Here is a 13528-nt window from a genome sequence, read left to right as displayed (position 1 = left end):
TGACAACGAGCTCGCCGAAGTGGCGGAACTGGCAGACGCACTGGACTCAAAATCCAGCGGACCGCAAGGTTCGTGTGGGTTCGATTCCCACCTTCGGCACCAATAAAATCGGGCGTTTCCGAGATTTCGGGAACGCCCGATCATCTTTCCACTTTTTGTTTTTCCCCAAATTTTCCCCATTCTCCCATATGATTCCTCAGCAGGACAAAGGGGATTCTGACTTCCGAATAGCGTCTCCCGGATCACATCTTGAATACCCGCAGGAGACCCCGACCGCCCCTGCTTCCCCTTTCATCAACTCCGCAGGAAGGGGAAACTAATAGTTTGTGTGATCGATAGACTAGAGAATCTGATTGAGGAGATGGGTCCGGATAGCGCTGTAGTGATCGTGGATCTCCATAGACGACGTGGCGTCCACGCAGCCTGCCAATTGTCCAGCTTCGTTATAGAAGGAATGCGAGAGCGCTTACTGATCTTTCAAAACGAATAGATCATTAAAATATCGAAATTCTGAACCAGTTCAAGTTTGGTGAAACCGCATGCTCTATGGAGTTAAAGGACACCGGCTAGCCCTGTAATGCAGCGATTCTTTCATTTATTCCCGAACCGCTTCATGAAGCTACCACCACGCTTACAGCCTTTTTCCCCGAAATACGATCCGAGATGAGCTCCACACCATTCTTCAGATACTCGGGCGACAGATGTGTGTACCGTTTGGTCATCGATAAATCCCGATGACCGAGCAAGGTCGACACCGCAAGCAGAGAAGCCCCCTCCATCACCAGATACGAGGCAAAGGTGTGTCTCAAGTCATGCCAATGGAAATTCTGGATTTTTGCCTCTCGAAGTGCCGACCGAAAAGCCCCTCGAAATTCCAGGCCGACTTGATTCAGTTCGTTTTCCGGTAATTCCCAAAGATCTCGGCAATACTGTCACTTGGGAAACAGAATGGAGTGATGTAACAGCTTTTGCCGATATTTATCATTCTAATGTGTTTTTTGTGTGGGAGTATCAAAGAGACGAGAATCCATCTTCGCCAGATGCTGGGGGCGTTTGCAATTATGTTAGCATCATGTTAGAAGACGCTTGTGGAGATCATCCGGATTGGACTCTGGCTCATGAGTTTGGCCATATGTTTGCAATAGAACCTTCTGATTATGAAGATCCATCTAGAAAGGATGAATTAATGTACGCATTCTCCAGCGCTACAGGGTATAAATTGTTGCATAGTCAAATTTGTCTTATCCCTCAGCCATAGGAGATTCCCATGTGCGATATAGGGTTCTATAGATTCTGTTTAATTGGTTTCTTGTTTTTTAACCTCCAAGTGTTTGGATCCATACCTCAAATAAACGATGAAGAAGAACTAGCCCGCATACTTGCTAAGAAAAAGGCAGGGGATGTATATCAAACTGAATTGCTTTATAAAATCGTGAGAAGCAATTTGGTGATAACCAAGCCGTATCTCAACGATCCTGATCCCAAGATTCGGTTTTGGATTACGACTGCATTAGCAAATTCCAAGCAGCCAGACGCCATCCCTCTTCTTCTGCTCAAGCTGCAAGACGATGAGGGCAACACCAGGCGCTCAGCGATCATCGGTCTGACCCTGTTTCCTAGAGACGTATTGTTTAAGCGCTGCACGGCGGAATCCATCGAGGCCATCTACCGGCATGCGTGCCGCTGGGAAGACCGGTGCGACGACGCCTTCAAGATCGTGGGCGACTGGGGCGATGCCGCCTGGATCCCCCGGCTCCGGGAGCAGAAAGACAAGGCCGCTCACGCCCTGATCCTAAAAGAGACGTCACCCCATCCGCCCCACAATGTTTTCTATGCGCCTGCCATCGTCCAGGCCTGCTGGATGGCCATGGTCAAATTGGGCGACGCCGAGGCGACGGACCAGCTCCGCCTGATGGCCTTCACCCCAGAGATCCTGCCCCGGGTCTTCGCCATCAAGTGCCTGGAGTATTTGAAGCGAGAGGCTTGGACGGACACTCTGATACCGTTATTGGACGACGAGCGGGATGCGCTCAATATCGCTCCCAGACCAGGCGTGTTTTACCATCGGATCTGCGATCTGGCTCTCATAGCAATGATCCGGATTTACGGGATCGAATCAGAGATTTCGTTCCAGGTGGTCGATTTTGGACCGGTACGATATTCACGGGAGCAAATCGCCGAAGTCCTGCGGATCATCCGATCGAAACAGTCTGATTGACACATGGGGAGTACACCCATGAAGACACTTCGATTTATCTTAACCGCCCGCCTCCTGATCGGATGCGTCGCCGTCTGGGGCCTGCTCCAATCGTACACTCCGGCGGCATCCCCGGAACCGGCCCCCGATCTCGGGGATCTGCTGCAACGGATCCAGGCGTACACCGACACGTTCTACGGCGAATTCGGGAACTGCGTCCTGGAGGAAAAGTACACCCAGCGACTGAAAGGCACGGACAACCGGATGCAACCAGTTTTGCAGATCCGGGTGCTCCGGGCCGACGTGCTCCTGGTGTGGGTGGAGTCGGCGCAGCAGTGGGCCCTCTTCCGGGACGTGTACGAGGTGGACGGGAAGGACATCCGGGAGCGAGGGGACCGGCTGCAGCGGCTGTTCCTCACCGCCCCGGCGGAACTGGACGCCGTCACCGCCGAAAGCGCCCGGTATAACATCGGGCCGGCCCGCCGCAACATCAACGTGCCCACCCTCGTACTGTCGTTCCTCAAAAAGGAACATATCGCCCGGTTTGAATTCAAGCTGGACGGCAAGGACAAGATCGAGGGGCAGGTCACCGTCAAGCTGGATTTCACCGAGACCGGGCGTCCCACCATGATCTCGAACCGGGGGCAGGACGTGTTCAGCAAGGGCTCGGTGTGGGTCGATCCCCGGACGGGGGTCGTCCGCCGGACCCGCCTGGCGGTTCAGGGATTGGGATCCGGCGAGCCCCGGGCTGAAATCGTGGTCACATTCAAGGAACCGGGCGCCTCGGGCATTGCGGTGCCGGCGCACATGACCGAACGCTACACCTTCCCCGGCAGCCGCAGCGGCGCCCTGGCACCCGATATCAGCGGGCAGGCCGAGTACACCAACATCCGCAAATTCGGGATCCAGACCGAATCGACGGTGGCTCCCCCAGAGGACAGAAAGGAGTGACCCTAGATCTTACTGCTTGTTTTCCGTTCCCAGAGATTACATTGCAGAGAACTCATAATCTGATGGTAGCTGTTGGCGGCACAGGGCGATGAACGTAGCGACTCGCCCTGTGTCGCTGGATTGGAGGGTACCCCATGAAATGTGCGAAAGATTATTGACGTTACTATCCGAATCGACTTATCTTTTTCGATAATTGCTTCTTCCGCTAGCCCCTATCATAAAAAGTGTTCTGAAAAATCCTCTTATTCAATAACTTCTCGACCGAATAATTCACGGATTCTCTCTCTCACCCACTGAATCGAATTTCGGAATCCTTTTCTTATACCGATATACTGAATACTCGTGACGCCGATGATCGGGGCGATTGCCTCCTCATGAGTCCGGTATCGCACCGGCAGGGAGAAAATTTTAAAATAGGTCTCCCGCCCTTTTTTATTTATATAGGGGTATAGAATCGAGGGGGTAATTAATCCCTTTCCGATATCGATCCGCTGATCCCGAGCTAGAAGAACCATGGAACGCTTTGGAAAGATAAGCCACGGTCGATAGGAGAACACTAGACTACCATCCGAGGCCCGTAGGATTCTCCCATATGTACGAGACGGTATCCTCACGAACTTTTTCAGATCTCTCCAACTGAACGCCTTGATTTCAGACGACGCCGCTTGCCCCACATTGCGCCGCCATCTCAAGAGAAGGATATCGGAAGCATTGATGGTTCCAAAAATCATCAAGCGGAATGCCCAACCCACGACCAGAAACGCAACGAGCACGTAACTCAACGCAACGATCAAACCCAGCACCGGGTGAATCAAAGTGCAAGCCAGTAACAATCCAATGATCAGGGACTTAAAACCCTTCAAAACCCAATCCCCAAACGGAATCGGATTGATCAACATCAGTACGTTGATTGCATTGCTCGCCGTCCAAACCACCGCATAAACAATCAAACCAACAACGCTGACAAGAACGCCACCCACGAGAACAAAAGTTCCCGAGATAGTTGAAGTCTCAGCCGCACTGCTGGCATACGCCACAGGTTCGATGAAATTCAATACCTGCGCAATTGCTCCTCCGGCTGGAACAGCAAAACACTCCCACAACCCCACAACAACCCCAGGTGCAGCAATGAGTCCACTGACCTTGTTCTCAAACAATTCAGCAGCGTCCATGGGCTTCTTAACAGCTGGAAAGGCAGAACACAAAACATCCTTCAGCAAGATGAGAATCAAGATTACAAGACCCGGAACAAAAAGATATGGGCTGTAATACCAGGGCAGGCTGTTCCTGAGCTCTGAATCTGTCTTAAAATAATTGTAGGCCCCCAATGTGCAAACACCCCAAAGAGGTGAGACCGACGTTCCAACCCCCGAAGAGAGGTGGTAAGCGACTTGATTGCTCTTCTCTACCGTGCCGGCTAATTCTGCTTTCTCGTTTACCAGATCTTCCGGCGTGCTCTCCTGTGTGTCCTGCGTACAAATTGTCGTTGGAAACAGCAGTAGCAGGCCAATAAGCAGCCATACCGTTCGCCCCCTCATCGTTAGCCTCCTTATAGAATGAAATTGATTTGGCACAGCCTCAACGAGTCCATTTACACGATTATCTTAAACTTGCTCTGTGAACCGCTCCCTAGATGAAAAAGTGGCATACACAGAACCCCCAAACCCTACATGAGAGAATGATATCTATGAGCTTCACTAAACTCTCCCAAGAAGTTTAGTGAGAGCTGCGGAATTTCTGCTCGAAAGCACGGTGGGAAAATTATGAGTTGCCCAAGTCATCATGTCAAGTCTCCAATGTCACACAATCTTCGAAGGTGAGTTCGCTAGAACATCAGTTGGATTAGACAATCCAGGTCTATCTCACCGAGTGTGACCGAAACGCTTTTCCCCAAATTTTCGGCATCACATCGTAATCAAGCAGCACTAATCGTAACTAATCAGAGCATCTGATATCATCTGATTTCTCATACAACTTATTGATCACAAACATAATACACTGAAAGTTAAGGGTTTTTCAGGAATCGCTTTTTGGACTCAAAATCCAGCGGACCGCAAGGTTCGTGTGGGTTCGACTCCCACCTTCGGCACCAATATCCACGGGCGTTTCTGAGCAGTCAGAAACGCCCGTTCATTTTCTCCGGCAGTATTCACTGTACAATCCACTGGGATCAGATTAGCCTACCGACCACCAAGGTTGTGATCCGAACACACAATTCAGGGGTCTAAGTTGTTGCATCGACAGATTGGCGTGATTTTTCAGTCAAAGGCACTGCACATGCAACGACTCAGTCCCTCCTGGCGGGTGTGTCTATTATTCGTCTTTTTTTGCAGCGTCGGGGTGCTTGGTTCCGCGCCTCAAAATGACGCTGAAGCAGAATTGGCCCGCACCTTGGATAGATTGAAAGCGGGGGATCTCACCCTGTTCCAGCATCTGACCAGCATTATCCGAAGTGATCCGGCTCTTGCCAAACCCTTTCTCAATGATCCGGACCCGTTTGTTCGACGTCGTATTACTTCAGCATTGACTAATGCCAAGCATCCAGACGCCATCCCTTTTCTTCTGTTCAAGCTGCAAGACGATGAGGGCGACATCAGGCGCTCGGCGATCATCGGTCTGACCCTGTTTCCCAGAGACGTGTTGTTTCAGCGCTGCACGGCGGAATCCATCGAGGCCATCTACCGGCAGGCGTGCCGCTGGGAAGACCGCTGCGACGACGCCTTCAAGATCGTGGGCGACTGGGGCGATCCCGCCTGGATCCCCCGGCTCCGGGAGCAGAGGGACAAGGCCGCTCACGCCCTGATCCTAAAAGAGACGTCACCCCATCCGCCCCACAACGTTTTCTATGCGCCTGCCATCGTCCAGGCCTGCTGGATGGCCATGGTCAAATTGGGCGATGCCGAGGCGACGGAACAGCTCCGCCTGATGGCCTTCACCCCGGAGATCCTGCCCCGGGTCTTCGCCATCAAGTGCCTGGAGTATTTGAAGCGAGAGGCTTGGACGGACACTCTGATACCGTTATTGGACGACGAGCGGGATGCGCTCAATATCGCTCCCAGACCGAGCGTGTTTTACCATCGGATCTGCGATCTGGCTCTAATCGCATTGATTCGGATTTACGGGATCGAATCGGAGATTTCGTTCCAGGTGGTCGATTTTGGGCCGGTACGATATTCACGGGAGCAAATCGCCGAAGTGCTGCGGATCATCCACTCGAAACGGCCGGAGTAGCGCCAGTCGCGCGTCCCATCAAGACACACCGTTCCATCGGGACGAAGCGGCCATCGAACGGGTGTCTGGCTTTTTCAGGTTGTCCGTCCACGAGAGACCCGATACGCTGAATCGATAGTCCCGTTATTTCAACTCGACACAACGGGCCTACATGTTTGGACATATCGGCCGATTTCCGATGTCCGATGTCCGATGTCCGTCATATAATCGGATTCAGCGACTCCCCGAGGCCCGGCATGCAGCGGATCCTGATCCTGGACAACTTCGACTCGTTCACCTACAACGTGAAGCACCTGCTGGAAACGTTTCCTGTGACGGTGAGCGTGCGTCGAGCCGACACGCTGACACTGGCGGAGGTCGAGGCGCTGGCGCCCGAGCTCATCGTCATCTCGCCCGGCCCCGGCAGCCCGGAGGAGGCCATCCTGTCGTCCGAAGTGGTACGCACCTTCGCCGGACGGGTGCCCCTGTTCGGCATCTGCCTGGGCATGCAGGTCATGGTCACGGCGTTCGGCGGCCGGGTGGCGGCGGCGGCGGAGCCGGTCCACGGCAAGACGTCGCCCGTGCGGCACGACGGCCGGGGGCTCTTCGCCGGTATTCCCAACCCCGTCCGGGTGGCCCGCTACCACTCTCTGCAGGTGACGGAGCTGCCGCCGGTCTTTGATGTCGCCGCCACGGGTCCGGACGGGGTCCCCATGGCGGTGCGGCACCGGACGCTGCCCCTGGCCGGCGTCCAGTTTCACCCCGAGTCCTTCCTCACCGAACACGGACGGGAGATGATGGCCCATGTGCTCAGCGGTCGTATGTGAAGAGTGGGTGCGGCACGAGGCGGTCCTGACGGTTGACGATTTCTTCGGCCTCGTGGACGCGCGCCCCTGCGCCCTGTTCTACGGTCCGGGCGATTGGATCCTCCTGGGGCGGGGCCCGCTGCTTGTGTCCCACAGCCACGAGTTGCCGGCCGTGACAATGACGCGGCGCGGGGATGCCCCACCCATTGGTCCCGACTGGCTCGGTTACATCGCCTACGAGTGCGGTCGCCGGTTCGAGCGGTTGCTGCCGGAGCCGCAGGCAGGCGCCCTTCCGTTGCCGGACTGCCGGTTTGTGCTCTACCGCGAGATGGAGCTATACGACCAGGCGCGCCGGCGGCTGTACACCGGCCATCGGTCTCTGGACAGCGTGGATGCCGCCCCCCCAGATCTCATCGACCTTGGCACGGGCCCGTTCCGGGCGCGCAAGATCAGCGACACCGACACCCCGGCCGCCTACCGCGACAAGGTGGCCGCCATCCGGTCCGAGATCGGCCGCGGCAACGTGTACCAGGTGAATCTGACCCGCCAGGAGCGCTGGGCCGTTTCCGGCTCCCGGCTGGAGTTCGCCCGCCGCCTCTTCGCCGCCAACCCTGCGCCGTTCTCCGCCTTTCTGGCCGACGCCGGTTTCACGGTGATCTCGTCGTCGCCCGAGCGCTTCGTCCGGCTCCGCGAGGGGCGCCTGCTGGCCCAGCCCATCAAGGGGACCATCGGCCGGGGAGCGGACGGAAACGAGGACGGCCGGCGGCGCCGCGAGCTGCTGGGGAGCGCCAAGGACCTGGCGGAGCTGGCCATGATCACCGATCTGATCCGCAACGACCTGTCCCGGGTGTGTGTCGCACCGTCGGTCACCGTGGCGGCGTATCCGCGCCTGGAGACATTCGCCAACGTTCACCACCTGGTGGCGGACGTGGTGGGCGCGCCGGTGCCGGGTCTGGGTCTGGGCGGTCTGCTGGCCGCGCTGTTCCCCGGCGGGTCCATCACCGGCTGCCCCAAGCTGGCCGCCATGATCCGCATCCGGGAGCTGGAGGCGCTGCCGCGCCAGGTCTACACCGGCGCCATCGGCTGGCTCAGCGCCGATTTCGGGCAATGCGACTTCAACATCGCCATCCGGACCTGCTGGGAAGCGGGCGGCGAGCTGCGCTTCGGCGTCGGTGGCGGCGTGGTGTGGGACTCCGACCCGGCGGCCGAATATCTGGAGACCGTCGCCAAGGGGAGGTCCATCGTCGCATGCTTGAGCTGACGACCGAGACCACCGTCGACCTGCCGTGCTCCGCGCTGCAGCACGGCTACGGGCTCTTCGAGACCGTCCGGGTTGCGGCCGGCGTGCCCCTGTTGCTGAAGCTGCACCTGGAGCGTCTCCGCGACGGACTGGCCGCGCTGGATCTGCCGCCGCCGCCCGACGCAGACACCGTCCGGCGATTCGCCGTCAGCCACGCGGTGCCCGCCGGCGCTGACGGCGCGCTGAAACTCGTCGCCGCCGACGGGCGGTTGATGGTCTGGTTCGGCCGGCCGCCGCGGTCGATGCGCAACCCGGCCACGCTGCTGGTGTTCGACCAATGGCGCCGCCACGCAGCCAGCCCGCTGAGTCGGCACAAGACCATGTCCTACCTGGAGAACATGCGCCTGATTCAGGCGGCCCGCCAAGCGGGTGCCGACGAGGCCGTCGTCCTGAACACGTCCGGCCGGCTGTGCGACGGGAGCCGGACGACGCTGTACGTGGTGCGCCACGGGGAGGCGCTGACGCCGCGAGCAGCCGACGGTGCGCTACCGGGCGTCATCCGCCGCCTGCTGCTGGAGGGGGGGCGGGCTCGAGAAGCGGTGTTGACCCCCCGCGATCTGGCCGCCGCGGATGCGGTATTTCTGAGCAATGCCTTGTTGGGGATCGTAACCGTCCACCGGATCCTGGGCGTGGAACGCCGCCTGCCAGCTCACGCGGCCATCCGGAGCGCACGCCGGACATTAGCCGCCCGCTGGCAGGACGAGATTGACCGGCACGGCCGTTCGGCGTCCCGCTGATACCGCCGACCGGGAGGGCGTTGGCCGCTTCCACCGTCCGGATCGGGTGGCGCAGCGGCCTGCGGTCGAGCCTACTCCTTCTTCTCGACCTTCGCCGGCGCCGGCAGCAGCCCGTAAACACCCACAGCCACTGCGGCGACGAGCAGGATCTCGGTGACATTCAGGAAGGTGTGGGGGGCGATGTTGAGCATGGCCACGGACAAGATTTTAAAGCGGATCAAGACGGCCAGCAGAAAACTCACACCCGCCAGGGCCAGCAGAATCTCCACCAGTTTCCTCGGCATGGATCCTCCTCCCATGGGCTGTTGAACATGCCCGGCGGCACCCGGAAGCCGCCGGAACCTGCATCATCGACCAGTCTGTCGTTTATATTCAATGCGCTCATTGTACTCTCCAGCCGGCCCCCTGACAAGCACACCGATACACCTCCGCCCCTCATCGAGCCCTCCGTCCCTCGCCCTCCGGCCCGGCCTCGCCGATTGCGTGCCACTGCCATCTTTTGATACAATTCCGCTGTAATCTACTCCCGATTCAACGGCAGGGGGTGCCCCATGGCCAGACATCGGAGTCGCATCGTGTGGGCCTGTGTGATCGCCACCGTGTTTCTCGGCAGCGTGGTGTCAGCGAGCGACCTGGAGACGCCCGCAACACCCCGGCTCGCACCCATGCCGGCCGATTTCATCGCCTATCAGCAAGCCGGCCGGCCGCTCACGACCAGCCGGGATGGCTGGCCGCTGGGCCTGATTCCCTCGCCCGTCGACCTGTCGCACCTGACGGGGCAGAGAATTTTTCAGGACCGCGCCAAGGCGGCGCCGCCGGCCAGCTACGACCTCCGGACGTTGGGTCGGGTCCCCCCGATCCGAAACCAGAATCCATGCGGCACGTGCTGGGCTTTCGCCACCAGCGCCTCAATCGAGACCACGCTGCTGCCCGGCGAGACGCTGGACATTTCGGAAAACAACTTCAAGAACACCGCCGGCTTCGATCCGGACGGCTGCACCGGAGGTGGCAATCACTGGATGGCGCTCGCGTATCTCACCCGCTGGAGCGGTCCTGTCGCCGAAGCCGACGACCCGTACAATCCCTACTCGGACTACTCGCCGCCCGGCCTGGCGCCGCGAAAGCACATCCAGGAAACCGTCATCATTCCCGACCGGAGTGGTCCGCTCGACAACGCCAACATCAAGCAGGCCGTCATGGACATCGGGGGCGTGTACACCGCCATGTACTGGAGCGACGCCGCCTTCAACACCACCACCGACGCATACTATTTCTCAGGCAAGGCGTACCCGAACCATGCCGTGACCATCATCGGCTGGAATGACGCCTACGACCGGAACAACTTCAAAACCGTGCCGCCGGGAGACGGGGCCTTCCTCATCCGCAACAGCTGGGGCACGGCGTTCGGCGACAACGGGTACTTCTACATTTCCTACTACGATGCCAACGTCGCCACCAGCCTCAACGTGTACACCGGCATCGAATCCGTGACCAACTACTCCGCCTGCTACCAGTATGACCCGCTGGGCCTGACCCAGATGTTTGGTTACTTTTCCACCACCGCCTGGGCGGCCAACATCTTCACCGCCGATGCGTCGGAGAATTTGGCGGCCGTGTCGTTCTATGCCCTCAGCGCCGGAACCACCTACGACGCGTACGTCTACACCAACGTCGGCGCCTCGCCCACCAGCGGTACCCAGGCGGCCCACCTGCAGGGGACGCTGGCCAACCCCGGCTATTACACCCTGCCCCTGCCGTCAACGGTCGCGGTGACCGCCGGGACGAAGTTTTCGGTGGTGATTCGCGTCAACACGCCCGGCTACAACTATCCGCTGGCATTGGAGATGCCGGTCGCCGGCTATTCCACCACCGCCACCGCCAACCCCGGCGAGAGCTTCACCAGCTCCACGGGCACCACCTGGACGGACATCACCACCAGTTATCCGAACACCAACGTCTGCATCAAGGCGTTCACCGCATCGGACGAGCCGCCGCCGCCCGAGCACGCATCCCTGATCGCCGGCCATGTGGCCAGCGACGCCACCTGGTGGACCCGCCTGACGGTGGTCAACACCGGTCTGGTCACCACCGACGTCGATTTCTTGGCGTTCAACGAGCCGGGAGCGCTGGTGGAGACCTGGACCCTGCGGAACCTGGCGCCCAACGCATTGTTCACCTGCGATGTTTCGACAATCTTCAGTTCGCAGGCACTGGCTCAGGGCCTTTGGGTGCGGATGAACCATGAGTCGGAACTGGCGGGCACCCTGGAATTCGGGACCCGGGACGGCACGTCCTACGTCACCGTGCCCATGTTCGCCGCCGGCTCGGATGAGATGATCTTTCCGTTCGTCGTCCAGAACGACATTTACTACACCGGCATCACCCTGATCAACGTGGGCGACGCCCCGGCGACGGTGTGGCTCGATGCCTACGACGAAAACGGCAATTTCCTGTCCCGGCACACCCAGTACATCGGTGTCTCCGCCAAGTACGTCCGGCTCCTGGCGAGCATTTTCGACGGGATCACCCCGTCGCTCATCCGGTTCATCACCGTCACGTCCAGCCAGCCGCTGGTGGGATTTGAAATCTTCGGATCCTTCATCGACCTCGGGCTGGCCGGCATGCCGGCGGTATATCTCGGCGACAGCGCCAAGTCGGCGCCCGCCGAGGGGGACAGCCTGTCTCCGACCGCCAATTACACGGTGTATTACAACAGCGTCCCTTATCCGGAGAATTTCTACACCGGGATCACCTTCTCCAACCTGTCCACCCAGCCGGTCAACGTGCTCATCGAGCTGTTTGATTTCTCGGGGACCCGCCTGGTCCAGCGCTACTGGCCCGCGGCGATCCTGCCGTTGCAGCAGATCACCCGCGAGATCTGGGTGGCCTGCGGCCTGGCGGAGGCCGACCCCGACGCCGCGTACATGAAGGTGAGCGCCACGCAGCCGCTGCTGGGCTTCGAATTGTCCATGCGCGCCACGGGCGATCCGCGGGACTACCTGTTCGACGGGCTGCCGGGGGTGCATGCCGGCGCCACCGATCTGGTTTTTCCGGTGGTCAAGATCGGCACCGCGTGGGACATCAACCTGCTCGGTTTCGTCAACACGGCGGCCGTCCAAACCGCGTTCACGGTCCATTACTATTCGTCGAACGGTTCGTACCTGGGCTACTACGCCAACACCATCCCCGCGCGTGGAAAATTTTTGGGCTATATTGATCCGACGGATCCCGGGTCAGCGTCCATCGCCTGGTTGCTCGTGGAATCCGCCCAACCCATCGTGGGCGACTTGCTGTTCATCACCGAGGACTGGACGCGAATGAGCGCATACGTGGGGATCCCCTGAGCGGCGAACGGGCCGCGCCCGGGTCAGACGATGAGCATGCAGTCGCCGTAGCTGTAGAAGCGGTACCCGGCGTCCACCGCCTGGCGGTAGCATGAGAGGATGAACTCTCGCCCCGCGAACGCCGCCACCAACATCAACAGGGTGGATCCCGGCAGGTGGAAGTTTGTGAGCAAAGCGCCCACGACCCGGAACTCGTGACCGGGATAGATGAACAGGCTGGTCCAGCCGCTGCCGGGGACGATCCGGCCGTCGCGGCTGCGGGCCAGATGTTCCAGCGTTCGCGTCACCGTCGTCCCCACCGCCACCACCCGCCGCCCCGCCTCGCGCGCCGCCTGAATCCGGGCGGCCGCGTCGTGGGTCAGCGTGTAGCCCTCCGGATCCATCTGGTGCCGGGTGATGTCCTCAACCTGGACCGGCTTGAAGGTGCCCAGTCCCACATGGAGCGTCAGAGTGACGGTCTCAACTCCCAGCTGCGCCAAACGATGCAGCACCGCCGGCGTGAAGTGGAGTCCGGCGGTGGGCGCCGCCACCGAACCCGGCTCCCGCGCGAAGACCGTCTGGTAGCGGAGGCGGTGGAAGGCCTCGTCCTGAGAGCCGGTGCGACGGATGTAGGGCGGGAGCGGCGTGGCGCCATAGGCGTCCAGATATTCGTCCAGCGGCACCGGTGTGTCCAGCGCGATGGCCCGGGTGCCGTCGTCGAAGGCGCCGGCGACGCGCGCCCGGGCACCGGCCGGCAGGCGAATCTCCGCCCCGTCCCGCAGCCGGCGGCCGGGGCGGACCATCGCCTTCCAGGTCCCGTCGTCAAGCCGGCGCAGCAGCAGGAGCTCCACGGCGGCGCCGCCGTCCGCCTTGACACCGAACAGCCGGGCGGGAATGACCCGGGTGTCGTTGAGCACCAGCAGGTCGCCCGGCCGCAGCGTGTCGGGCAGGTCGGTCACCTGCGCGTGGCGGACGTTCGCCCCCGCCCGGTCGACGATCATCAT

At 59.8% G+C, this 13528-nt stretch carries 12 protein-coding genes and 1 tRNA gene; 9 read left to right on the top strand and 4 right to left on the bottom strand.

The genetic code is table 11. The features are described 5' to 3' along the window. Window positions 1-13: 13 nt before the first annotated feature. Window positions 14-102: transfer RNA gene (locus tag GX414_05985), tRNA-Leu, on the top strand. A gap of 509 nt (window positions 103-611) precedes the next feature. On the opposite strand, the gene GX414_05980 is transcribed toward GX414_05985, so the two are convergent. After that, on the bottom strand, window positions 612-893 hold the full coding sequence (locus GX414_05980; GenBank protein NLI46641.1) for a tyrosine-type recombinase/integrase: 282 nt from the start codon (window positions 891-893) through the stop codon (window positions 612-614). Here GX414_05980 and GX414_05975 point away from each other — a divergent pair. Genes GX414_05975 through GX414_05965 form a run of 3 tightly spaced genes read left to right on the top strand, consistent with a single transcriptional unit; the run spans window position 836 to window position 3148 of the window. Continuing rightward, on the top strand, window positions 836-1258 hold the full coding sequence (locus tag GX414_05975; protein NLI46640.1) for a hypothetical protein: 423 nt from the start codon (window positions 836-838) through the stop codon (window positions 1256-1258). The two genes, GX414_05980 and GX414_05975, sit on opposite strands and share 58 nt — an antisense overlap. A 9-nt stretch (window positions 1259-1267) precedes the next feature. Then, entirely contained in the window at window positions 1268-2218 is a 951-nt protein-coding gene (locus GX414_05970) for a HEAT repeat domain-containing protein (protein NLI46639.1), read from the top strand. A gap of 18 nt (window positions 2219-2236) precedes the next feature. Continuing rightward, window positions 2237-3148: a hypothetical protein gene (locus tag GX414_05965; GenBank protein NLI46638.1), complete on the top strand. Its 912-nt coding sequence runs from the start codon at window positions 2237-2239 to the stop codon at window positions 3146-3148. 242 nt (window positions 3149-3390) lie between these two features. Here GX414_05965 and GX414_05960 read toward each other — a convergent pair whose 3' ends face one another. Beyond that, a complete protein-coding gene (locus tag GX414_05960) occupies window positions 3391-4686 on the bottom strand; it encodes a hypothetical protein (GenBank protein NLI46637.1) in 1296 nt (431 codons plus the stop codon). A gap of 691 nt (window positions 4687-5377) precedes the next feature. Between GX414_05960 and GX414_05955 the strand changes: the two genes are divergently transcribed. The 4 genes from GX414_05955 to GX414_05940 all read left to right on the top strand — a co-directional run bounded on the left by GX414_05955 (window position 5378) and on the right by GX414_05940 (window position 9201). Then, window positions 5378-6379, top strand: coding sequence for a HEAT repeat domain-containing protein (locus GX414_05955; GenBank protein NLI46636.1), 1002 nt, complete (start codon window positions 5378-5380; stop codon window positions 6377-6379). A 236-nt stretch (window positions 6380-6615) separates the two neighbouring features. After that, window positions 6616-7185 carry an aminodeoxychorismate/anthranilate synthase component II gene (locus tag GX414_05950; protein ID NLI46635.1) on the top strand — a complete coding sequence of 190 codons (570 nt, stop codon included), beginning with the start codon at window positions 6616-6618 and terminating at the stop codon, window positions 7183-7185. Then, on the top strand, window positions 7163-8425 hold the full coding sequence (locus tag GX414_05945; protein NLI46634.1) for an anthranilate synthase component I family protein: 1263 nt from the start codon (window positions 7163-7165) through the stop codon (window positions 8423-8425). The genes GX414_05950 and GX414_05945 overlap by 23 nt, the downstream gene beginning before the upstream one ends. Beyond that, window positions 8413-9201 carry an aminotransferase class IV gene (locus GX414_05940; protein NLI46633.1) on the top strand — a complete coding sequence of 263 codons (789 nt, stop codon included), beginning with the start codon at window positions 8413-8415 and terminating at the stop codon, window positions 9199-9201. The genes GX414_05945 and GX414_05940 overlap by 13 nt, the downstream gene beginning before the upstream one ends. Before the next feature lie 71 nt (window positions 9202-9272). On the opposite strand, the gene GX414_05935 is transcribed toward GX414_05940, so the two are convergent. Beyond that, window positions 9273-9485: a hypothetical protein gene (locus tag GX414_05935; protein ID NLI46632.1), complete on the bottom strand. Its 213-nt coding sequence runs from the start codon at window positions 9483-9485 to the stop codon at window positions 9273-9275. A 267-nt stretch (window positions 9486-9752) separates the two neighbouring features. Here GX414_05935 and GX414_05930 point away from each other — a divergent pair, with 267 nt between their 5' ends. Continuing rightward, window positions 9753-12545, top strand: coding sequence for a hypothetical protein (locus tag GX414_05930; GenBank protein ID NLI46631.1), 2793 nt, complete (start codon window positions 9753-9755; stop codon window positions 12543-12545). A gap of 23 nt (window positions 12546-12568) precedes the next feature. Here GX414_05930 and queA read toward each other — a convergent pair. After that, the coding region (gene queA / locus GX414_05925) for a tRNA preQ1(34) S-adenosylmethionine ribosyltransferase-isomerase QueA (protein ID NLI46630.1) at window positions 12569-13528 on the bottom strand (960 nt) is incomplete at its 5' end.

Source organism: Acidobacteriota bacterium, from assembly GCA_012517875.1.
Taxonomy (GTDB): Bacteria; Acidobacteriota; JAAYUB01; order JAAYUB01; family JAAYUB01; genus JAAYUB01.
This window is presented reverse-complemented; position numbering and strand designations above follow the sequence as displayed.

Excerpts from the sequence above, each read along its gene's own strand:
- GX414_05965 (NLI46638.1), top strand. The coding sequence starts at position 2,237 with ATGAAGACACTTCGATTTATCTTAACCGCCCGCCTCCTGATCGGATGC.
- GX414_05945 (NLI46634.1), top strand. The coding sequence starts at position 7,163 with ATGTGCTCAGCGGTCGTATGTGAAGAGTGGGTGCGGCACGAGGCGGTC.
- GX414_05935 (NLI46632.1), bottom strand. The coding sequence starts at position 9,485 with ATGCCGAGGAAACTGGTGGAGATTCTGCTGGCCCTGGCGGGTGTGAGT.
- GX414_05940 (NLI46633.1), top strand. The coding sequence starts at position 8,413 with ATGCTTGAGCTGACGACCGAGACCACCGTCGACCTGCCGTGCTCCGCG.
- GX414_05950 (NLI46635.1), top strand. The coding sequence starts at position 6,616 with ATGCAGCGGATCCTGATCCTGGACAACTTCGACTCGTTCACCTACAAC.
- GX414_05960 (NLI46637.1), bottom strand. The coding sequence starts at position 4,686 with ATGAGGGGGCGAACGGTATGGCTGCTTATTGGCCTGCTACTGCTGTTT.
- GX414_05970 (NLI46639.1), top strand. The coding sequence starts at position 1,268 with ATGTGCGATATAGGGTTCTATAGATTCTGTTTAATTGGTTTCTTGTTT.
- GX414_05930 (NLI46631.1), top strand. The coding sequence starts at position 9,753 with ATGGCCAGACATCGGAGTCGCATCGTGTGGGCCTGTGTGATCGCCACC.